Source organism: Agrobacterium sp. DE0009 (genome assembly GCF_007680755.1).
Taxonomy (GTDB): domain Bacteria; phylum Pseudomonadota; class Alphaproteobacteria; order Rhizobiales; family Rhizobiaceae; genus Agrobacterium; species Agrobacterium tumefaciens_B.
Genome location: NZ_VEIU01000012.1, coordinates 15,475 through 37,519, shown reverse-complemented (window position 1 = coordinate 37,519; position 22,045 = coordinate 15,475). Strand labels below are relative to the sequence as shown.

Annotated in this window: 19 protein-coding genes and 1 riboswitch; of the genes, 8 read left to right on the top strand and 11 right to left on the bottom strand. The window is 59.1% G+C overall.

All coding sequences use genetic code 11. The features are described from left to right. Positions 1-3 precede the first annotated feature (3 nt). Positions 4-486 (top strand): class I SAM-dependent methyltransferase, encoded by a 483-nt coding sequence (locus FS804_RS23685; protein WP_063948420.1) that lies wholly within the window; start codon positions 4-6, stop codon positions 484-486. A gap of 35 nt (positions 487-521) precedes the next feature. Here FS804_RS23685 and FS804_RS23680 read toward each other — a convergent pair whose 3' ends face one another. The 4 genes from FS804_RS23680 to FS804_RS23665 all read right to left on the bottom strand — a co-directional run bounded on the left by FS804_RS23680 (position 522) and on the right by FS804_RS23665 (position 6,693). Beyond that, the gene (locus FS804_RS23680; RefSeq protein ID WP_144579232.1) at positions 522-2,216 is read right to left on the bottom strand and encodes an adenylate/guanylate cyclase domain-containing protein; all 1,695 of its coding nucleotides are present in this window, start codon (positions 2,214-2,216) and stop codon (positions 522-524) included. A 209-nt stretch (positions 2,217-2,425) separates the two neighbouring features. Beyond that, positions 2,426-3,286 (bottom strand): MBL fold metallo-hydrolase, encoded by an 861-nt coding sequence (locus FS804_RS23675; protein WP_144579231.1) that lies wholly within the window; start codon positions 3,284-3,286, stop codon positions 2,426-2,428. 190 nt (positions 3,287-3,476) lie between these two features. Further along, on the bottom strand, positions 3,477-3,932 hold the full coding sequence (locus FS804_RS23670) for a cyclic nucleotide-binding domain-containing protein (RefSeq protein WP_063948480.1): 456 nt from the start codon (positions 3,930-3,932) through the stop codon (positions 3,477-3,479). Between the two features lie 43 nt (positions 3,933-3,975). Continuing rightward, positions 3,976-6,693, bottom strand: coding sequence for an ABC transporter ATP-binding protein (locus tag FS804_RS23665; RefSeq protein ID WP_063948426.1), 2,718 nt, complete (start codon positions 6,691-6,693; stop codon positions 3,976-3,978). A 342-nt stretch (positions 6,694-7,035) separates the two neighbouring features. Between FS804_RS23665 and FS804_RS23660 the strand changes: the two genes are divergently transcribed. Beyond that, the gene (locus tag FS804_RS23660) at positions 7,036-8,856 is read left to right on the top strand and encodes an alpha/beta fold hydrolase (protein WP_186376976.1); all 1,821 of its coding nucleotides are present in this window, start codon (positions 7,036-7,038) and stop codon (positions 8,854-8,856) included. Here the strand turns inward: FS804_RS23660 and FS804_RS23655 are convergent. The 5 genes from FS804_RS23655 to FS804_RS23635 are packed head-to-tail and all read right to left on the bottom strand — an operon-like array spanning position 8,824 to position 14,612. Then, positions 8,824-11,280: a glycoside hydrolase family 2 protein gene (locus FS804_RS23655; protein WP_144579230.1), complete on the bottom strand. Its 2,457-nt coding sequence runs from the start codon at positions 11,278-11,280 to the stop codon at positions 8,824-8,826. The two genes, FS804_RS23660 and FS804_RS23655, sit on opposite strands and share 33 nt — an antisense overlap. Next, a complete protein-coding gene (locus FS804_RS23650) occupies positions 11,277-12,260 on the bottom strand; it encodes a DUF1839 family protein (protein ID WP_144579229.1) in 984 nt (327 codons plus the stop codon). Before FS804_RS23650 ends, FS804_RS23655 begins: the two co-directional genes overlap by 4 nt. A 6-nt stretch (positions 12,261-12,266) precedes the next feature. After that, positions 12,267-13,175, bottom strand: coding sequence for an amino acid--[acyl-carrier-protein] ligase (locus tag FS804_RS23645; protein ID WP_144579228.1), 909 nt, complete (start codon positions 13,173-13,175; stop codon positions 12,267-12,269). Positions 13,176-13,179: 4 nt separating this feature from the next. Beyond that, entirely contained in the window at positions 13,180-14,361 is a 1,182-nt protein-coding gene (locus FS804_RS23640) for an acyl-CoA dehydrogenase family protein (protein WP_144579227.1), read from the bottom strand. Then, positions 14,361-14,612 (bottom strand): acyl carrier protein, encoded by a 252-nt coding sequence (locus FS804_RS23635; RefSeq protein WP_063948438.1) that lies wholly within the window; start codon positions 14,610-14,612, stop codon positions 14,361-14,363. Before FS804_RS23635 ends, FS804_RS23640 begins: the two co-directional genes overlap by 1 nt. A 181-nt stretch (positions 14,613-14,793) precedes the next feature. Continuing rightward, positions 14,794-14,905: riboswitch (TPP riboswitch) on the top strand. 95 nt (positions 14,906-15,000) lie between these two features. On the opposite strand from FS804_RS23635, the gene thiC reads away from it, so the two are divergent. The 6 genes from thiC to FS804_RS23605 all read left to right on the top strand — a co-directional run bounded on the left by thiC (position 15,001) and on the right by FS804_RS23605 (position 20,245). Beyond that, on the top strand, positions 15,001-16,824 hold the full coding sequence (gene thiC, locus FS804_RS23630) for a phosphomethylpyrimidine synthase ThiC (protein WP_144579226.1): 1,824 nt from the start codon (positions 15,001-15,003) through the stop codon (positions 16,822-16,824). After that, a complete protein-coding gene (thiO, locus tag FS804_RS23625; RefSeq protein ID WP_144579225.1) occupies positions 16,825-17,772 on the top strand; it encodes a glycine oxidase ThiO in 948 nt (315 codons plus the stop codon). It abuts the gene before it with no gap. 25 nt (positions 17,773-17,797) lie between these two features. Beyond that, a complete protein-coding gene (gene thiS / locus FS804_RS23620; RefSeq protein WP_144579224.1) occupies positions 17,798-17,995 on the top strand; it encodes a sulfur carrier protein ThiS in 198 nt (65 codons plus the stop codon). Between the two features lie 4 nt (positions 17,996-17,999). Further along, entirely contained in the window at positions 18,000-18,773 is a 774-nt protein-coding gene (locus FS804_RS23615) for a thiazole synthase (protein ID WP_144579223.1), read from the top strand. An 88-nt stretch (positions 18,774-18,861) separates the two neighbouring features. After that, positions 18,862-19,875 (top strand): P1 family peptidase, encoded by a 1,014-nt coding sequence (locus tag FS804_RS23610; protein ID WP_144579222.1) that lies wholly within the window; start codon positions 18,862-18,864, stop codon positions 19,873-19,875. Further along, positions 19,868-20,245 (top strand): winged helix-turn-helix domain-containing protein, encoded by a 378-nt coding sequence (locus tag FS804_RS23605; RefSeq protein WP_144579221.1) that lies wholly within the window; start codon positions 19,868-19,870, stop codon positions 20,243-20,245. The genes FS804_RS23610 and FS804_RS23605 overlap by 8 nt, the downstream gene beginning before the upstream one ends. On the opposite strand, the gene modC is transcribed toward FS804_RS23605, so the two are convergent. Next, positions 20,232-21,308 (bottom strand): molybdenum ABC transporter ATP-binding protein, encoded by a 1,077-nt coding sequence (gene modC / locus FS804_RS23600; RefSeq protein WP_144579220.1) that lies wholly within the window; start codon positions 21,306-21,308, stop codon positions 20,232-20,234. The genes FS804_RS23605 and modC overlap by 14 nt on opposite strands. Beyond that, complete coding sequence (gene modB, locus FS804_RS23595) at positions 21,305-22,006, bottom strand: molybdate ABC transporter permease subunit (RefSeq protein ID WP_144579219.1); 702 nt, start codon at positions 22,004-22,006, stop codon at positions 21,305-21,307. The genes modC and modB overlap by 4 nt, the downstream gene beginning before the upstream one ends. Positions 22,007-22,045 lie beyond the last annotated feature (39 nt).

Genomic DNA, 22,045 nt, shown 5'->3' with positions numbered 1-22,045 from the left:
TGCATGAGCAGACTGGACAGTTTCATTCGACGGCTGAGCGCGCAGCGGGACATCCTCAATCATGTCGCCGCTGATCTCGATTTGCCGCGCGAGGGGGCGCTCATGGAAATCGGGCTCGGAAACGGGCGAACGTTCAATCATCTGCGCGAGCTTTTTCCCGACCGGCGCATCATTGCCTTCGACAGGGCCATGGGCGCACACGCTTCCTCGGTTCCAGCGGAGGGTGATCTCGTGATTGGTGAAATTGCGCAAACCGCCCCAGCCTTTATCGGCGCGGAGGCGGCCATGGTGCACGCCGATATCGGTACGGGGTACCCCGAAAAGGATGCCGTGACCCTTACATGGTTACCCGATCTTGCGGCCGGCATGCTGGCGAAGGGCGGCGTCGCGATCAGCGGGTTGCCTCTGGATCACGCCATGCTGAAGCCGTTGCCGGTGCCGGAAAGCGTGCCGACGGACCGCTATTTCCTTTACAGAAAGATCTGATGCCGGCGGTCGCCTATGCCTGGCACGGCGCTACCTCATAGATAGCGCTGGCTCTCTTCTGCAGAGAGCAGGAAGACCTTCATCTGCGAATTACGGCCGCGAATGACGATCTGCTCGCTTCTGAGATCGGCAATCGGCTGCCCCGCCTGAATGATGGCAGGTTCGGAAACCACGATGGCGGCGCCGAATTCCTTGGCTTTGGATTCGAGCCTGCTTGCAACATTGACGGTATCGCCGATGGCCGTCAGCGTTTTTGCAGCACCGTATCCCATGACGCCGACGATGCTCGGGCCGGAATGAATGCCGACCACCACTTCGAGCCGGACAGAAAATTGCTTTTCTAGCCCCTCGTTAAGCGTTGCTATATCGCGCAAAATGGTCGCGGCCGCCTTCATGGCATCGCGACAGCCATTCTCCGCATCGTCCCCCAGTCCGAAGAGCGCCATGGCGCCGTCGCCGATAAATTTGTCCAGATGGCCGCCCGCTTGTTCCACAGCCTGGCCGACGATGGTGAAATAGCGGTTGAGCAGGAAAACGACGTCATAAGGAAGCTTTGCTTCGGATAGCGTTGTAAAGTTTCTGATATCGCAGAAGAGGATGGCTATTTCCTCTTCGCGGCCAGGCCTGGCCGGCTGGGCATCTGCCGGCAGGTCGCTTTGCTGGGGTGGTGAGACCAGAAGCGCGATATCCAGATCTTTGGTGGGGCGAAGCTGGCAGCCCAGCCGCACATCGGAATCGGCATGAATGCGCCGTAACGTTGTCTGTTCGATATCGCCGGGCGGCGGAAGCGGCCCATTGCTATGCAAAACCTTGACGCGACAGGTCGAGCACCGTCCCTTGCCGCCGCAGACGGAGTAGTGCGGGATGCCCGCAAGCCGGCTCGCTTCGAGAATGCTGAACCCCGCCGGAACACGCGCCTGCGCGCCATGTTCGTAGTTGATGCCGATGGCGGTCAATCGCTGGCGAAAACTGCGCACCCCACGCAACATGAAGACGAGGAGAACAGCGCCGGCGAAAACCGCTTCTATTGTGCCGGTGACGAAACTGATCCGGGTCTCCATCTCCCGCTGCAGCGGCAGTTCGTCTCTCTGGATGGTGCTGTCCATCAGCCCAGGTGGAAGAGCGTATTTCTGATCGATTTCCTGAAGCCAGCGGCCGGCATCACTGAAGCCGAGGAGCGCCAGAAGCGGCAGCATGACCGCCACGGTCATGAAAAGGCCGGCGATGCGCGGATACCAGTCCCGGTACCGCAGCCAGAAATAAAGGCCGATACATCCGTGGACCCAGATGACAACCAAGGCGAGGCTTTGCCAGGCGCCGCCCATGGGATTGTTGATCCAGAGCCGCCGCACCACCGAATAATAGCCGACATCGATGCCATACATCATATGCGACACGCGGATGTTGACCGCGTGGCTGATGATCAGGAATGGGATCGAAAGGCCAAAGACGATCTGCAGCGCTTCCCGTAGCGGCATGCGCAGTGTCTGTCGCAGGTAGAGCGAGCGCAACACGAGACAGACGTGAACCAGAACCGAACCGTAAAACAGCAGGCTGCTGACAGGGTTGAGCCAGATCAGGCTGAACCATTTGCGCGCGCGCTCAGCAGTGTCGATCGAGATGAGCGCGAGGGAGTGGTTGATAAGATGGGAGAAAACGAAAGAAAATATGATGAGGCCGGAGAGGATCCGGGCACGTCTCAAATTGGTTTCTGAAAAGAAACGGATCATGCAAGTCCCGTCAGATAGCCTTCACGGCATGGAATCAAAATGCAGTATGATGTGGTGGCCCCTTAATGCGGGCCGCCTCGTGGCAATATCGTGGAGCAATCGATCGCATGCGGTCAATTGTGCGTGTTCGATCGCACGCTCCAATGAAGCTACTTCATAGGTGCCGGGAAAACTATCGCGCCGGCGACAGCCATATCAGATTGGCTCGCTTAGATGTCGATAATCTGGCCATCCATGGCGGCAAACGCACCGCTGAACTCGGCTTTCGCCAGTTTGACGATAGTATCCAGTTCCTCGTCGCTGCGGCTGGGCGCGTGGTGGATGAAGCCGACATTCTTGGCATCGGCAAGTTTGGCAAGACGGATCGCCTGTTGCCAGGAAGAGTGGCCATAACCGCGGTAAAGACCCATTTCCTCATCTGTAAACATGGCGTCGTAGAGAAAGAGATCGACGTCCCTGATCAGTTCGAGCACGTTTTCGTCGATTTGTCCCGGCTCATGCTCCGTATCGGTGATGATGGCCAGCGACTTTCCTTCCCAGTCCAGACGGTACCCAACGGCGTTGCCGGGATGATTGAGCATGCCGGTTCTGATCGAGAGTCCGGGATGAACATCAAGCACATCGCCCGGCAGGAAGTCCCGCGTCGCCATCTTCGCGCAGCAAATCTCCAGTGGGACCGGGAACCAGGGGGGGCTCATGAAGTCTTTGAGCATTTCCCTCGTTGTCATGGAGCCGCAGAGGTGGCCCGACCAGATGGCAACGTCATTGGCGCTGTTATAGAAGGGTTTAAAATAGGGAAAGCCAACGATGTGATCGTAGTGACAGTGGGAAAAGAACAGGTTGACGTCGGTAACGCCTTCGGCGCGCAGGGCAAGACCCGCCGGATGAAGGCCCGAACCTGCATCGAACAACAGAACGTGATCACCGCATCTCACCTCGATGCAGATGGTATTCCCGCCGTATTTTCGGAAGTTTTCACCTGAAACGGGAAGCGTTCCCCGCGCACCCCAGATCTTTACCCGAAAATTCCTATTACTTTCCCGACGTGTTGTGTCGGAATTGAACGCCATGGCACACCCCAATAACAACGGAAACTTGCACGCTTTCCTCCCATGAAGCCCGTTGTCTCTATAGATTCTTATATCCGCCCTCGTTGGAGCGGCCGCCTTTCCCCTTATTCAGTCAGCATTTCATTTATATTGCAATAGTACGACATTTATTTTTCCAATGTCGCCGCGTCCGGTAGCACAGATATGCCATTCATGTTTTGGAGGTGGTACGCGCTTTGCTGAGTTCTGCCGTGGTCTGGGTGAGGCGTTCGGCAAGAACGCGCATGACCTTGATCGTGATATCGGGGAAGTCCGACATCAGTTTGAAGAACTGCTCCTTGCCGATGCGCAGGGCTTCCACATTGGTGGAGGCACGAATGGTCGCTGTTCTGACGCTGTCGCACAGGATGGCGATTTCGCCGACGATGGCGTTTCCGGTCATTTCGGCGACCTTCAGGGTGCCAGACGGGGAATCGACCAGGACATCCACCTTGCCGGTAAGAAGAACATAGGCGGCATCGCCCACATCGCCCTGGCGGAACAGTGTATCGCCAGCGTGATAGGAGACCCGGTCTGATGCGAATGCCAGCAGCTTGAGTTTCGATGGCTCCATTTCCGAAAAAAACGGAACCCGCTTCAGCATCTGAATTTCGTCTTTAAACAGCATTGTCTTACCCTGTTCCTGTTCCACCTCGGCCACATTGTTTACGTTATGTCGCGACCATTTCCTTGAATGTACCGTTTTCCTCGGCCAAAGTCTCGAAACTTCCGTCAGCCGTTATCGACCCCTGGTGCACAACGATGATCCGCTCGAACAGGCGTGACAGATGCGCGTTCGACAGAACCCAGATGATCGCCGGATTATTGTTGTTCTGTTTCAGGAGTGTGATGACGCGTTCGACGATTTCTTCCTGCTGTCTTGGGTCGAGCCCCGGGAGAGGGCGGTTGAAGACGTAGTAGTCGGATTTGCGGATAAGCGCCCTTGCAAGATTTAGCTTCTGGCGCTGGAGTGGTCCGAGCCGCTTGCCACCGGCGCCGAGGTTGAAATCGAGACCGACGGCCAGCACCCGCTCGTAAACGCCCTGTTTGCGCATCACATCGGCCACGATCCGGGTGATGCGGCGCGAGGCGTCGGTGTAACGGTGGCTGACCTTGCCGAAGAGGATGTTGTCCAGAAGGCTGGTCGCGCTCATGTATTTGGTTGGATCGTAAATTTCGATCACGTTTTTCAGGCTGTCGGGCAGGTTCTCATGGAACATGTGCCGGACCTCGACAATCCTGTTCATGATCTCAGGCGTCAGAAGACCAAAACGCTGGCGAGGTTCGATGTAGAAGAAGCTGAGCCGCAGCATCGCCCGTTTTTCGTTTTCATTGGCCTCGTCGAAACTGCGGCTCTGAAGACGTTGCAGCATCTGCTGATAGACCGGAATGTCATCCGGCGTCATGAAAGTCAGCTGCTGGAAGAACGGGTGGTCTCCCGGCAGGTCGGCGAAGATTTCCACGATGTTTTCCGCAATCGTGTACCCCATTTCGAACAGGGTTTTGACGAGCCCCGTTTCACGCATCAGCGAGCGGAAATAATCGCTTTCGATAACGGTCCTGATGGATTGCGACGAGTCGCGCATGGTGCCGAACAGCAAGTTTTCACCGACCGTCGCCTCGCTATTGTAGCTCTCCAGTTCGAAGGGAGCGATAAGGCCGCTCAGGTTTTCCTTTTCCAGTTCGGCACGCAGCACATGCCGCAGCTCCACGATACGGGCGGCAAGATGCAGGTCCGTTAGAGGATCGATTGAGGAGCGCAGGGCAAACTCCAGAATATCCTGGGAGAGTTCGACGCTGTCGAGTACGTCTAGAATGGCCTGGATCAGATTTTCCGGGCGGCCGTCACCTGCGGGGCTCGAGGCGTAGTCGATCCATTCACTGTTGATATCGATCAGCGGATTTCCCGCCATCTTCGCCTCTCGGATTTCCCACTTGCGGTGTTCCAGTGCGGCGCCCTCATACTCCTTGTCCGAGAGAGGCGCGTGTTTCAGGCCGTAAAGCAGATTATCCTTCAGGCTGGCGTGGAAGAAATAGCTGTCCGACGACACGTAGGAAATCCGTCGCCCCGTCAGCGATTCCGGCAGTTCTAGGATGTCGACGTCATTGAGGCTGATCTTGCCCGATATCGGCCAGAGCGTGCGGCCGATCGCATCCGCAAGCGCCTCGGCTCCGGACCCGCCGACGATCGCGATCACCTCGCCCGGCTCGATCTTCAGCGAAGCCTGCTCCAGAAGGCGGCTGCCGCTATCGTCTTCCAGCGTCAGATTGGCGACGACGAGCGGTGCGCTGATGGCCGCGACGGCGCCCGGCGAGAGTTTCTGCACCTTCTCATCGATCATGTTCGGCGCATCGAACTGTTCGAAGACCTGCTCGTATTTCACCTGCACGTCCTGCCGGGCCTGATCCCAGTCGATCAGTTCCTTCAGAGGGCCGGGAAGTTCCTTATAGGCATTGATGACGGCGACGAGCTGGCCGACGTCGAGGCTGCCTTTGAGGGTGAGATAGCCTCCGAGCGCATAGAAGAAAAAGGGGGTAAGCTGGGCAAGGAAGTTATTGATGAACTTGACCAGAAACTTCCACTGGTAGAGATCGTAGCGGATCTTGAAGATATCGCCGAGGCGATGGGAAGCATCCGCGCGCTCGTAATTGGACGTGTCATAGGCATGGATCGTGCCGATACCGTCAACCATTTCGCCGATGCGTCCGGCAAGCTGACGCGCACTCAGCTGCCGCTGGCGGCCGAGTTCGATCAGGCGGCGGCGCATTTTCGGAATGATGCCGACCTGGATCGCCGCCATGAAAGCTGCGATCAGGCCCAGCCAGAAATTCTGGACGAGAATGAAGAACAGCGCGGACAGCGCCTGACCGCCGAGAAGCGCCGGCTGGACGAAGGCGTCGCCGGTAAAGCCGCCGAGCGGCTCCACCTCGTCCTTCACCATGCTGGAGATTTCCGCTCCCTTGACCCGCTTGAAGTGGGAAGGCGGGAACCGCAAAATCTTGTCGATGAGCTCAAAGCGGATACGCCGCAGAAGCCGTTCACCAAGCCGGCCCTTGTAGGTGTTGATGTAATATTTGAAGAGGCCGTTGATGATGACAAGCGCAAGGAACGTGAGGCTGAGCGCCATCAGCATCGACATGCGGTTGAGCTCAAGGCCCGGAAACAAGGTCACGGTGCCCCAATAGGGAATATCCACCGTGAGATGCATGAAGAGCTGCGTTGCATTCGCGCCTTCGAACCCGTCGCCCTGAATAGGACCGTTAACGATCTGTTTGGGCAGGTCGAATGCCAGGAAATAGGGGATCATGGACAGGGCCACGATCAGCAGAATAAAAAGCTGCTGCCGCTTTGTGTGCGACCAGATATAACGCGTAAGGCTTTGTTCCATGTAAAACTTCTATGACCTGTCGGGCGAGGCCCGGCGTGTTGGTTTGCGCGGTGTCTAGACGATCCGGTGGCGGGGGGCGCAACCTCCTCCTGCAAATGGGAATGAGACTCGCTATTTATCAGCATATTCAAGCGGTTTCGAGCAAAATAGCGGAACTGGCGTGACTTCTGTGCCTTTCCTGCGTTTGCTTTTGCAACATGCGGGCGTAGGCGATATAAATGAGACTGTATTTTTAGATTTCGCTAATATTGTTGTTTTTATTGTAGAACAGGCACTGTGATGCTCCGATATGATGATCCCGTAACGGTTGAGCCGGACACTGGCGCAACGATGGCAAGGTCGATGGCGATAGATATTTCAGAGCATGCAGGCAGCGACCGTTCTTTCGATTCATTGTTGCTCTCGGGCGTCGCTGCGGATGGGGCGGTTGCGCATCCCGTGTCTTTTGGCGGGCTGACCGGAATTTTTCATCCCGCCCCCGGGGATGTGAGGCAGGACCACGCTGTTCTTTTCGTCAGTCCCTGGGGTATGGAGGAGCTGTGCAGCCGCAAGTTCCAGCGTGTTCTGGCCGAGAGGCTGTCGGCGCGCGGCGTTGCAAGCCTGCGCTTCGACTATCTTGGCGCGGGTGATGCCCTTGATCCTGACGATGCGGGCCGCGCGGCAGACTGGATTGCTGACGCGCGCGCGGCGCTGACTCATCTGAAACGCATTTCGGGATGCGCCAAGGTCGTGGTTGTGGCGCAGGGACTAGGCTGCATGATCGCATCAGAGGCGTTTGCCACCTCGGCCGACGTAAGCGCGATGGCGCTTTTGGGACCCGTCGTTTCCGGCCGCGCGTATCTGCGTGAGGTGGCGATGTGGTCATCCATGATCGATGACGGTTTGGGTCTTTTGCCTCAGCAACGAATGACCGACGCCGGCTCAATCGCCGGCATGGTTATGCCCATGGGTGTAGCGGATGCGATCAGGAAGACCAATCTTTCCAATCTGACCACCGCTCCGGCAGGTGCACTTCTGGTCCTTTCGCGACCCGGTCGTGTGACCGATGCGGATTTCGCAAGGCATCTTCGGGCTATCGGCGGTTCGGTGGAGGAGGCCGCTTTTGCAGGCTACGATGATCTTGTCTCAAGCCCGACGCTTTCAAAAATATCTGGCGATGTGGTGAACCGGCTGGTTAACTGGATTCTGTCTCAGGCCCATGTTTCGAGCACTTTCCAAGTCGGTGAAGACATCGTGCTCAATGCGCCACAACTCGGTCGGGGTTTCATCGAGCAACCGGTACAATTTGGCGAAGGCGGTCGACTCTTCGGCGTCTTTTGCGGGCCTGAAAATGGCGAAGCGGTATCCTCGGTTCTCCTGCTTGGCGCTGCTTATGATCGCCACGCGGGGTGGGGCAGGCTCTCCGTGCAGATGGCCCGCGCCCTCGCGACGGAGGGTGTGGCATCGCTTCGCTTCGACGCGGCCAATATTGCTGACAGCCCTCCCGTCAAAAATGTGCCCGAGCAGGTTCTTTACGATGTCGCGCAGAATGACGATGTGTCTGCCGCGCTCGATTTTCTCAGCAAGCGGTCCAATGGGCCGATCATTGCGGCGGGACGGTGCAGCGGTGCTTATCTCGCCTTCAACGGCGCGATTGCCGATGACCGGATCAGCGCTGTGGTATCCGTCAATCCGGTTGTTTTCCATTGGCGCAAGGGCCGCTCTGTGGACGAGGCGCTGCATAAGCGGCCCCGGTCCTTTGGGGAATACAGCCAGCGTTTTCGACAGGGTGCGACGTTCAAGCGCCTCATCAGCGGCGACGTCGACGTGGTGAGCGCCGGGCTGAACATCGTCAAGGCGACGCTCAAGCGACTTTCGACAAAAACCGCGAGGCTTTTCCGCCGGGGCAGCGAGGAAGGGCGCGCCGTTTATGGTGCTTTCGACAGATTGAAAGCGAACAATACCGCCGTTCATCTGCTCTACAGCGAAAACGATGACGGTCTGGAGCACTTCCAGTATTATTTCAATGCCGATGGCAGGGGGCTATCCGTCTATCAGAATGTATCGCTGACGATCATTCCCGACGCCGACCACAACCTGTCGACGCCGGAAGCCAAGGCAACGTTCATTGATGCGGTGAGGCGGCTCGCCCTAGAAGGAAAACCGGCGGCTGGAGCCCAGTGACATCACCTCTCCTGATGGAGGGCTTCCGACTGTCGCTATATCCGGCACGAGGCCTATTCTTCTGGTTTCGCCCGGGGCGAGGTGGAACCAGTTTTCGCTGGCGTGGTAACCGTCCGCCGCAATGTGGACGGATTGCGCCAGCCTGTCTGTTCCGATGTCGATGTGCCAGCTGCCGCTCGTCTCACTGAGCGTGACCTGAATGTTTGCGGCATGCAGCGCCTTCTTGCGGCCGAGCGGAAAATGGAATGCATCGGCAAGGATCTGTCCGGTCGCGACATCGCGAAGTCTGGCAACCGTGACGTCATGGGACGGCGGGCCGAAGCGATAGGCATAGGTCGTGTCGAAGAAGGCGCCGAACAGGTCGGTCGCAGCAACGGTCTCGCTCTGTCGCGGTAGCAGCGTAATCGACCGCTTGGCATGAACGACGGGCTGGGTGCCCTCCCGCAGGCAGGTTAGTTCGAGCATGGCCTCGACGGCCTTGCCGGTCTCGTTGATGAGTTGAATATCGAGCCCATTGGTGCCTTCATCGAGCAGATTGACCTGAATGGGGCGAAATGCCCTTTTCAGGGCGTGCCACACCGACTTCGGCCTGCCCAAGGCATCGATGATGCCCCAGCCCGCACCGGGAACGAGGTCCTGCAATGTCCAGACCAGAGCGCCCTGACAGGAGGAACCGCTGCGCCGCCATTCGGCGAAAGTCGCCTCCATGACCTCTGCCGTCGCGGCCCGGGACATGTCGAGATAAAGGCCGCCGTCTTCGCGGCGCAGGACATCAGGTTCAACGTCATAAAGCAGCTTCAGATAGTGATCGCGGACATCCTCGAAATCCCAGGAGGCGCCACGGTCGCGCGGTGTGCGCGCCTTCCACCGTGCATCATGCACGGCGACGCCGGGAAGATATCTGTCCAACGTCTGCTGTTCGGGGATGTTGGAGAAGGCGAGACATTCGCCGGCAAAGCGCAGATTTGCCCGGCGGGCATCTTCCAGCGGCCGGCAATATGCGCCGACGCCGTAATAGTGGCCAACGCCGGCATTGGGGAAGAAAGGCAATGCACCGCCGGAGGGCGAGTTTGCAACATAGGCTGCGTCCGGCCGTTTTTCTGCGAGGAGGCTTGGCAGCACGTCCTCGGTCAGCATTCCCTTCCATATCTGTTCCGGCAGGCCGAGCATCGCGCCCTGCTGATATATTTCACTGCCGCCGCAGAAAACGGCAAGCGATGGGGAAAGTGCGGTGGCTTCCAGGAACTGCGCGATTTCCGTGACGATATGCTGGCGCAGGCTCTCGTCTTTTGCCGGATAGTCGAAATTGGCGAGCATCGCATCCTGCCAGACCATGATGCCGAGTTCGTCGCAAAGCGCGAAAAAATCCGGCGTCTCATAGGCCATGGTTCCGCCGATGCGGATCATGTTCATGCCTGCCTCGGCTGCTTTCCTGAGCCAGGGCTCATAATCCTGCCTCGTGCCGGGGAGGCGTACAATGTCGGCCGTCGTCCAGACCGCGCCTCGGCAGAAGATGGGTTGACCGTTGACCTTCAGGCCAAAACCATTGCCGTCGTCGCCCCGATCGATTTCGATCTGCCGGAAACCGGTTCGGCCGAGATGATGTTGTGTGCCATCCAGCTCGACGATAACGTCATGCAAAGCCGGTTGGGCGTGAGTGTGCGGCCACCAACGTTCGACCTCGGGCAGCCGCAGTTCTCCCGAAAGCTTGCCGCTTTCGTCCGCAGAGAGATCGACGCTGCAACCGGCGCAGACGAGCTTTGCCGTTTCTATCGGGCGTTGCGTTTGCAGTGTGATGCGGAGTATTCCCGTTCCGTCGTCCTGGAGCGAAGACTGGAGCGTTGAGAGTACGGCGTTCTGCCGTATCAGGCTGATGGGCCGCCACGGACCGGCGGCGTGGATTTCCGGGCACCAGCCAGGCATGTAACCCAGCGCGGTGGTGCGGACCAGCCGCAACCCCTGGCTATTCATCATCTGCGGCCGCCAGCGGGCGCGGGGACCGGTTTTCTCAAGCCGGGGGGCAAGCGCCCGGAAGCAGATCGCAAGCTCGTCGGCGCCTGTCAGTTCGACGGGCACTTCCAGCCTTTCGAACATACTTTGGCCAGCGGCAATCAACTCACCGTTCAGGAAGATTTCAGCGATGGTGGAAAGACCATCGAAGCGAAGGGTGGCCCGTTCACGGGTGCCTGAAATCATCGTCAGCCGATACCAGGCATCCATGTCATTGAGGGGATGTGGAGCAAGGCGGTCGAATTTTCCGGCCGTTTCCAAGGCTTGCGCCACGGTCCCTGGAACGGAGACATGAAGGCTTTCGATCGACGCGGGAATATCGGATGGGGTCTCAAAGGCATCGGCCGATGTCAGCGTCAGCGTCCAGCCCTCGCTCAGCAGCTCTTCGCTTTCGCCCGGCAGGTAAATCCTCACGCTGCCTCGCTGGCATCGGTCAGTTTTTTGCCAAGGCATTTCATCAGGCCATCCCAGGCATCGGCGGCCGGATCGAGCACTGAAGCCAGCGCATCGAACTTGCGGCGCGTGACGGCGCGCGCGAGCTGGAACTGCACGGTCTTGGCGACTTCGGCTATGCGCAGGGCGTGGTCCCTCGCTGCTGCATAGTCGTCCTTATCCAGCCACTCGAGATGGCTTGCCAACAATTCGAAATTGGCGCCAAGCTGGCGCAGCGTGTTAAAGGCATATTTGTGGAAAAAACCGAAAGGCCGGTCGGCGACCTTTTCAACCTGGGTCGGAAATACCTTTGCGAATGCCCTTACCGGATTGGTCGAGGGCCGCCTTGTGAAATGAAAATTCAGCAGCCGTTGGGCAGTCTTTCGACTATGCGCCGGCGAAGGATTATTGTCCGCGAATTTCGCAAATTCCGTATAGGGCAGGAAGGGCGGGTCCGTCTCCGTGAGATGATGCTGGAACAACCCGTCGAAGTCTTCGCCAGAGAGGTGGAAGAAGCCGGCATTGTGGAAGTAGTCCAGCTCCCGCTTGTCGAGATCAAGCCGGTTGATGGCGATGGTGGTCTTGCCGTGTTCTTTCCGGTAGCCCACTCCATGGGTGTCGGGCATGTAGAAGCTGTCCATCTCGATGAGGCAAATGCGGCCGCGTTCCAGTTGCGCCTCGATGTGGTTTTCCACTGTGTCGAAGATCGCAAGCTCGGTGGCGCGGACGCCATAAATCGCCTCCAGATCCTCCAACGGCACCTTGAAAAAGGTGAACTGGTCGCCTTCGAAATCCTGCGTCAGGGTGAACCCGAACATGGCTTCCGGGGCCAAGCCCTTCGAGGCCAGCACCTCGATCCACAAATCGATGTAGCAATTGGTCTCCGGCCACATTCTCTCGGAGGAATGGAGCGGATGCTGCACATAGTTTCTTGGGTCGAGACCGGGAAAAATCTGCCGCATGAATGATCAGCCCCAGAGCGTTTCCCGGACAGGCGCAGGCCATGCCTTCACGTCCAGGCCGTGATGGGCAAACAGTGCGAGCGCGATGCGCTCAAGCCCGAAGCCGACGCAGGCAGTATGCGCGACCTCGCCGTTTGCGAGATTGAGGCCCCATTTCTGGCCGAAGGCATCCTGATGGTAATTGAAGCTCATGCAGGCCGTCGGGTTGGTCGTTGATGTCACGGGGATCAGCAGTTCGAATTTCAGGTTCTGGTCGCGCTGGTTGTTGGCGAGCATCTTGCCGGCGCGGCCGAAGAAGGGATCGTTGGCGATATCGATGGTGACCTCAAGGCCGAGCGCCTTCATCATCTCCACGCCGCGATCCATCCAGGTCTGGCGGAATTCGGTGACGTTCGCCTCGGTGCCCATGCAAACATATTCGCGCATGCGGAAAAGCTGCTGGCGCGCGGGGTCTCTGGAGGGCTCGTGGCGGAAGCAATAGGACTGGATGTCATAGAGACCGCCGCCGGCGGGAAGCGCGCCGCGCTTGGCGATTGTCGGGTAAAGCGGATAGCAGGCTGCTGGCGTCAGCACGATGTCGGTTGCTTTCTGGTCCTTGGTCCAATCGCCTCCCTCATCCATGGTTTTCAGCAGGCTGACATGATCCAGTTCGCAGCCGCAGAAGGAATGGACCGTGCCGGCAAGCTGCGGGAAGCTCTTCATGTAACCGCTTTTTTCGAAATATGCGCGGTTGATGCCGGGCGGAAAACGGATGGCCTCGGCACCGTCGGCACCACCGGTTCGGTCGATCAGCCGCTCGAATGCGGCAATGACGTCCTCAAACTGGCCACTACGGCCATAAAGACCATCCACACCCGTTTCAATCAGCAGGCCTTCTTCGAACAGTCGATCGAGGAACGATGTTTGCATGTCCATGGTCTTATCCCAAAAGGCTCGTGTCCTGCTTGTGAACCAGCAGGAGGTTGGCGGAATTGCCGAGAATGCGGTCGTTGGAAATCATCAGGCGGGCGGAATGCGCGTCGCGCAGGTGTCGGCCAAGGCTATAGGGCGTGCCGTTCTTGTAGCCCATGATGCCGCAGACCAGCATGGCGTGATCGATGATTTCAAGAATGGTTTCCGAAGAGCAGATTTTCACGTTGTTCATGGCGACGGCAAAAGCCATGGACATCAGCTTTTCCGGGTCGCTCTTGGTGTCCTCATAGGCCTTGACGCCAGCGATGACGTTGGACTTCACCACCTGCAGCTTGCTGGAAACCTCCGCAAGGCGAATAGCGCCGGGAGGGGCGGTGCCGGGCGACTTGCGGGCTGCGGCCCTGACGAAGGACTGGGCGCGCAGCACCGCGTCGGAGGCAATACCGTACCAGACGGCGCTCCACAGCAGATGCGAACTTGCAAGCATGGATTGTGCAGCGATTTCCGCGAAGGGCTTGGGGAAAATCTGTGCTGCCGGCGCTTGCCCGCGAAACAGGAAGCCGTCCGAACAGGTGCCGCGCATGCCGAGCGTGTCCCAGGTATGGGTTTTTTCGAGCGTGTACTGGTTTTTCAGGAAGACGGTCATCACCTGATCGGCGGGCGCTGCCTCCTTGTGGGCGCGCGAGGTGATGAGGATCGCGTCGGCATTGCTGCCATAGGAGATAACGGTCGCATCCTTTTCCAGCTGGCAGCTGTCGCCTTCGACCTCAATCGCGCAGATCGAATTGCGCAGGTTGCCGCCGATGCCGCCTTCAGTGGTGGCCGAGGCGAGCAGCAGTTGCTCACCGGCCACCCGGCGCATGAAGCTGGTGTGCCAGGCGCTGTCCACCCCGTGTTCCACGAGACTGGAAAGTTTGATGTGGTGCATGGCGAAGATCATCGCCGTCGCTGAACAGGCCTGGCCGAGCCGGGCACAGATATTGGCGATCTCCTGAAGGCTCGCGCCTTCGCCGCCGAGAGGAGAGGGTATCTGGATGCCGAGCAATCGCTCTGTACGCAATGCGTCGATGGCTTCCTGTGGAAACCGACCGGCAACATCGACGTCATCCGCATGCTTGGCTGCTACGATTGCGACACGGCCCGCGCGCGCGGACAGCGTGTTATCCTGCGGCGCGACGGTCACGTTCATCAGGCTGCCTCTTTACCATCCAGAATAAGCTTAACGGTGTCTTCAATGGCCTTGATGCTGGCAAATGACTTGCGGTTCAGCAGGTTATCCGGAAACTCGATGTCGAATGCCTCTTCTATTCCCAGCATCAATTGCACGGAAGCAAAGGAAGAAAGGCCAGCCGCGTAAAGATCGGCGTCATCTGCAATCGTATCGACGGGGCTTGGAAGCTGGCCGAATTTCGCCAGTATTTCACGTATAGTCGCGTTCATTCAGACGTATCTCCCATGAATCTCACATCAGGATGGTTTGTGCTTATCGTTACGACGCAAACGATAATATTCGCCTAAGCCAATAGGTTAATTGCAACTAACGGAAGAATGCGCCATTTGGGCATCTTTGCCAAGCGCGGATCGTGGTCTTGACAAAAGGCCGGGGGTGTTTTTTCCTGTCGCCATTCACCAGGGGTGTCCCGTCAAGGGGCTGAGATTCTGCTTTCATGCGCAGTGACCCGTTGAACCTGATCCAGTTCATACTGGCGTAGGGACGGTGCAAAGACCTGAAGGCGGGCGGGCGCATGGCGTTTCGTGTCGGCACCCAGGTATTTTCCATCATTCCGGCTCGAACTGGGTCTCCACTGTCAAACTTTGGAGCCTCAAGATGAATATCGCTGCCAAGACCATCCCTCTTTCCGTCACAACCGGGCCGCATGCCGCTTCCGCGAAAATCCACAAGCCGGGCGTTTTGCATCCGCAAATCCGCGTGCCGATGCGCGAGATCGCCGTGCACCCGACGGCCGGCGAACCGCCGGTCACTGTCTATGATTCCTCGGGTCCCTATACCGATCCCTCCCATCCTGTCCTGATCGAAAAAGGTCTGCCGCGCCTGCGCCACGAGTGGATCGTCGCACGCGGCGATGTCGAGGCTTATGAGGGACGGCACGTCAAGCCGGAGGACAACGGTTTTGCTACCGGCGAGCGCCTGACGCCTGAATTTGCCGTGCGTCATCAGCCGCTGAGAGCAACCGCGGGCAAGGCGGTGACGCAACTTGCCTATGCCAGGGCCGGCATTATCACGCCGGAAATGGAATTCATCGCCATTCGCGAAAATCTCGGGCGCGAGGCAGCGAAGGAGAAGCTCGCTCGTGACGGCGAGAGTTTCGGCGCGCATATTCCTGATTATGTCACGGCGGAGTTCGTGCGTCAGGAGGTGGCGGCCGGCCGCGCCATTATCCCTGCGAACATCAATCACCCGGAACTTGAGCCGATGATCATCGGCCGCAATTTTCTCGTCAAGATCAACGCCAATATCGGCAATTCCGCCGTCACCTCCTCCATGGCGGAAGAGGTTGAGAAGATGGTGTGGGCGATCCGCTGGGGTGCGGATACCGTCATGGACCTGTCGACTGGCCGCAACATTCACAATATCCGCGAATGGATCATCCGCAATTCGCCGGTGCCGATCGGAACCGTGCCGCTTTATCAGGCGCTGGAGAAGGTCAACGGCATTGCCGAGGATCTCACCTGGGAGGTGTTTCGCGATACGCTGATCGAGCAGGCGGAGCAGGGCGTGGATTATTTCACCATCCATGCCGGCGTGCGGCTGCACTACATTCCGCTGACCGTTAACCGTGTCACGGGCATCGTTTCGCGCGGCGGCTCGATCATGGCCAAGTGGTGTCTGCATCACCACAAGGAAAGCTTCCTCTATGAGCATTTCGAGGAGATTTGCGACATCTGCCGTGCTTACGATGTCTCCTTCTCACTGGGCGATGGCCTGCGTCCCGGCTCGATCGCCGACGCCAATGACGCTGCGCAGTTCGCCGAGCTGGAAACGCTGGGCGAGTTGACGCAGGTCGCCTGGGCCAAGGATTGCCAGGTGATGATCGAAGGCCCCGGCCATGTACCGATGCACAAGATCAAGGAGAATATGGACAAACAGCTGAAGACCTGCGGTGAGGCGCCCTTCTATACGCTGGGACCGCTGACCACGGACATTGCGCCGGGTTACGATCACATCACATCCGGCATCGGCGCGGCGATGATCGGCTGGTTCGGTACCGCGATGCTCTGCTATGTTACGCCGAAGGAACATCTTGGCCTGCCTGATCGTAACGACGTGAAGGTCGGTGTCATCACCTATAAGATCGCCGCCCACGCCGCCGATCTCGCCAAGGGCCATCCCGCCGCACAGGTGCGGGACGACGCGCTGTCCCGCGCAAGGTTTGAGTTCCGCTGGGAGGATCAGTTCAACCTGTCGCTCGATCCCGATACGGCGCGGTCCTTCCACGATGAGACCCTGCCGAAGGAAGCGCATAAGGTCGCGCATTTCTGCTCCATGTGCGGACCGAAATTCTGCTCTATGCGCATTTCCCACGATATCCGCGCTGAGGCGCAGAAGGAGGGGCTGGAGGCCATGGCCGCACGTTTCAAGGAAGGCGGCGAGCTTTACATGCCGCTTCCGACTCCCGCGAGCGCCGAGTAAATGCGTGTTCTCGTCAAGGGAACGGGGGTCGCCGGTTTGACGGCGGCCTTCGAACTGGCGCGGAGGGGCGTTGTTGTCGCGGTGTCTGAGCGCGCTGCCGCGCCTTTTCGCGGGGCGTCGTTTTATGCGGGCGGCATGCTGGCGCCCTGGTGTGAGCGCGAAAGCGCGGAAGAACGGGTTCTGACGCTGGGCAAGGCCGCGCTTGGCTGGTGGGATGACGCGACACCCGGTCTGGTGGTTCGCAACGGAACGCTGGTCATCGCGCCCGCTCGTGACAAAGCGGAGCTTTCTCGTTTCGCATCCAGGACGAGCGGCTATCGCTCGGTGAATGAGGCCGAAATCGCCGATCTGGAGCCCGATCTTGCCGGTCGCTTCCGATCAGGGCTCTACTTTGCGGATGAGGGGCATCTCGATCCGCGCCTTGCACTGCAGTCACTCTACGAGCAGCTTTGCGGAATGGGGGTGCTGTTTCATATGGGCGTTTCGGTGGATGAACAGCGGTTCGACCGAGTGGTAGATTGCACCGGATCTGCGGCAGTGGGAGAAATTCCCAACCTTCGCGGCGTGCGGGGAGAGATGCTCTACCTCGCCACGTCGGAGGTTTCGCTTTCCCGTCCCGTCCGCCTGCTGCATCCGCGCATTCCGCTTTACATCGTGCCGCGCGAGCCGGGGCGTTTCATGGTGGGTGCGACGATGATCGAGACGGAGGATGCGGGCGCCATTTCGGCCCGCTCGATGATGGAATGTCTCAATGCCGCCTATGCCGTGCATCCGGCCTTTGCGGAAGCGGGCATCATCGAGACCGGCACGGGCGTGCGTCCCGCCTATCCCGACAATCTTCCCAAAGTCACGGAGGATGGTCGGACCATCTGCATAAACGGCGCGCACCGACACGGTTTTCTGCTCTCGCCCGCGATGGCGCGGCAGGTCGCGCGGATTATTTGCTAAAATCTATCTCATAAGGAACGGGATCATGAAACTTCTGGTCAACGGCGACGAGCTTGATATCGCCGCTGAAACGCTGGCTGGTCTGCTTGCCCGCCTCGATTACGAAGGCGAGTGGCTGGCAACGGCGGTCAATGGCGATCTGGTGCATTCGGAAGAACGCGCCAGCTACGTGCTGAGAGCTTTCGACCGTGTCGAAATCCTCTCGCCGATGCAGGGAGGTTGAGACCATGCTCACGCTTTATGGCCGCGCGGTATCTTCCCGCCTTCTCCTCGGCACGGCGCGCTATCCATCGCCCGCCGTGCTCGCGGATGCGGTTCGGGCGAGCGATACGGATATTCTGACGATTTCGCTGCGCCGGGAAATGGCGGGGGCTAAGAAGGGCGGCCAGTTTTTCGAGCTGATACGCGAATTGGACCGCCATATCCTGCCCAACACCGCCGGGTGCCACACCGCCAAGGAAGCGGTGCTGACGGCAAAGATGGCGCGCGAGGTTTTTCGTACCAACTGGATCAAGCTGGAGGTCATCGGTCATCACGACACGCTGCAGCCTGATGTCTTTGCGCTTGTCGAAGCCGCGAAAATCCTCTGTGATGAAGGGTTCGAGGTGTTTCCTTATACGACCGATGACCTGGTCGTGGCGGAAAAGCTGCTGGAGGCGGGATGCCAGGTGCTGATGCCCTGGTGCGCGCCAATCGGCAGCGCCATGGGGCCGCTCAATCTGATGGCGCTGAAGTCGATGCGGGCGCGTTTTCCTGATGTGCCTCTGATTGTCGATGCCGGCATTGGTCGGCCGTCTCACGCCGTCACTGTCATGGAGCTTGGCTACGATGCCGTTCTCTTGAACACGGCGGTGGCGGGTGCAGGAGACCCGGTCGGCATGGCCAAGGCTTTCGCCCGCGCAATTGAGGCCGGCCATCAGGCATACCTCGCCACTCCGCTGGAGCCACGGGATATGGCCGTTCCTTCGACACCTGTTATTGGGACAGCGGTTTTTTCCTGATTATCGTTCGGGGTCGACATCAAGCACGTGACGTTTGGCGTTGACAGCGTCAGATGGTGGCGAGATACCGGGAGAAAAGGGAAACGGTATGACGCTACTCACCAATCTTCTGACGGATATTTCAGGTGTTTCGGTCGGCAATGTCACCGATCTTTCCCTTGGCTCCGGGGTGACGGCGATTGTTTTCGAAAAGCCGGTCATTGCCTCGGGTTCTGTTTTGGGCGGCGCGCCGGGCGGGCGTGATATCGGCCTGCTCGATCCGGCGATGACGGTGGAAACGGTGGATGCCTTCGTGCTGTCGGGCGGCTCGGCCTTTGGGTTGGATGCGGCAGGCGGTGTTCAGGCCGGGCTGCGGGAGATCGGCCGCGGACTTCAGGTGGGTTCTACCCGCGTACCCATCGCGCCACAGGCGATCCTCATGGATCTGCTGAACGGCGGCGACAAAAATTGGGGAGTGCATTCGCCCTATCGCGAGATGGGATATGCCGCTTTCAAGGCGGCGCGTGCGGCGCCTTTCGAACTCGGGACGGTCGGCGCCGGAACCGGGGCGACGACCGCGACCTTCAAGGGAGGGCTCGGCTCGGCAAGTGCTATCAGTTCCAGCGGTTATAAAGTGGCAGCTATTGTCGCCGTCAACGCGCTTGGCTCGGCAACCCTTGGCGCGAGCCGCCACTTCTGGTCGGCGCCGTTTGAAGTGTCTGGGGAGTTTGGCGGAAGCGGGTTTCCGCAAAGCTTTGAACCGGACGATACCGCCTTGCGCCTGAAGGGCGTCAACCTCACGGCAACGACCATTGGCGCGGTCGTGACGGATGCCGTACTCACGAAAGCGCAGGCGCATCGCCTTTCCATTATGGCGCATGACGGGCTGGCCCGCGCCGTGCTTCCCGCCCATTTGCCGAGTGACGGCGACACCATGTTTGCAGCGGCGACCGGGGAAAAACCGCTCGAAGGCGGCATTCGTTTCGCCGAGCTTTGCCACCTCGCCACGCTCACCATGGCGAGGGCAGTGGCGCGCGGCGTCTATGAGGCGACAGCCCTGCCGGTGGAGGGGGCGCAAAAAGCCTATCGTGATCTTCATGGGCTGAGGTCGACCGATGAGTGAAGCCCGCTCCCCCCTGAAACCCGTTTTCCGTATCGACTTTCCACCCGGGGACCGTCTCGGGCATGGCAAAATCGAGTTGATGGCGCTCATTGCCGAAACCGGGTCCATTTCCGCCGCCGGGCGGGCAATGGATATGTCCTATCGTCGCGCATGGTTGTTGGTGGATGCGCTCAACCGTATGTTCGCGCAGCCGGTCATCGAATCACAACGCGGTGGAAAACAGGGTGGCGGCGCGTCGCTGACGGCTTTCGGAACCGAGTTGCTGGATCGGTATCGTGGCATGGAAAAGCGGATCGCCGACGCGTTGCGCGCGGATATTGACTGGCTGGAGAAAAACCGCAATCCCGATGCGGCCGTCAATAGGGATTGAGAGCCGCCGACTTTATGATCAAATGCACCGGTTTTCCCGGTTCCAGTTGCAGCCGCTCATGGGAGAGGGCTGTGATGCGCGACTGTATGAGATCGCCGCCGCAATCCACCTGAACCGTCATCATGCCGTCTTCGCTGAGAGAGACCGTCGCGACGTGGCCTTCGAGAATGTTGAGGGCGCTAAGCCCCTCGGGTTTGACGGTTGCCAGCATCACATCGCGTGCCGGTATCAAAACCCGCGCGGGGCTGCCGGACATTCCCTTTTTTGCCGGAACATGAAGCAGCATGGTCTTTAACCGTACGGCGGCGAGTTCATGCCGCTCGTCGAAGCTCTCAATCTGCCCGGAGAGAATGCTGCCTGCCTCGCGCCTTTCGAGGTGGGTGCTGAAATCCGGTCTCGCCAGCACGTCTGCCGCTATGCCCTGCGCTTCCACCTTGCCGTCTTTCATCACGATGATGCGGTCTGCAAGGCGGGCGACCTCCTGGATGGAATGGCTGACATAGATGATGGGGATTTTTGTCTCGTCGCGCAGCCGTTCGAGATAGGGAATAATCTCGGCCTTCCGCTGCTCGTCCAGAGAGGCAAGCGGTTCGTCCATCAGCAGCAGCCTTGGAGAAGAAAGCAGGGCGCGGCCGATAGCGATACGCTGTTTTTCACCGCCCGAGAGTTTGTCCGGACGTCGATGCAACAAATGGCGAATGCCGAGCATGTCGACGACAGGACCTTCCTGCGCCACCTTGGATTTGTCTTTGGTGAACCATTTGCCGTACTGCAGATTTTGCGCAACGCTGAGATGGGGAAAGAGCCGCGGCTCTTGAAAAACATAGCCGAACCGGCGTCTATGGGCCGGCAGAAACAGCCGCTTTCTGCTGTTGGCAAAAACCTCCCCATCCAACGTGACTTCACCTTCGTCCGGCCGCAGAAGGCCAGCGATGATGCGGATGATCGACGTCTTGCCAGAACCGGACCGACCGAACAGGGCGGTAACGCCGCCTTCTGAGGTGAAGGACGCATTGAGCTCGAATGACCCGAGGCGATGGCGGGTGGTGACTGAAAGGGTCATTCCATGCTCACCCGTTTGCCGATGATGCGCGCCAGAAACTCCGAGACGAGCAGGGCGAGCATGGAGATCACGACGGAGACGACGGTCAGCCGCAATGCGCCGGCGTCTCCGCCCGGAACCTGGGTGAAGGTATAGATGGCGGCTGAGAGCGTCTGCGTTTCACCTGGGATGTTGGAAACGAAGGTGATAGTCGCGCCGAATTCGCCCATCGCCTTTGCGAAAGCGAGAATCATGCCGGCGATGATGCCGGGCAATGTGAGGGGAAGCGTAACCGTGAGGAAGACCCAGAGCGGACTTGCGCCCAAGGTTTCCGCTGCCTCCTCCAGTTTGCGGTCCACCGCTTCGACGGAAAGGCGGATGGAGCGCACCATCAGCGGAAAAGCCATGACGGCGCAAGCGAGCGCTGCTCCCGTCCAGCGAAACGAAAAGACGAGACCGAACCAGCTGTCGAGAAATTGTCCGATCGCGCCCCTGCGGCCGAACAGGACGAGCAGAAGATAACCTGTGACGACGGGCGGCAGAATGAGTGGCAGGTGAACGATGCCGTTCAGCAGCGACTTTCCCCAGAAGCGGCCGCGCGCCAACGCCACGGCGACCGCAATACCGAAAGGCAGGCTGGCAAGCATGGCGATGGAGGAGACCCACAGGCTGAGCCGGATCGCCGTCCATTCTTCAGGGCTGAGTGTCCACCAATGCAATGTCCGTGTCCTGCAAACGTCATCTCTCGCGGCCAATAT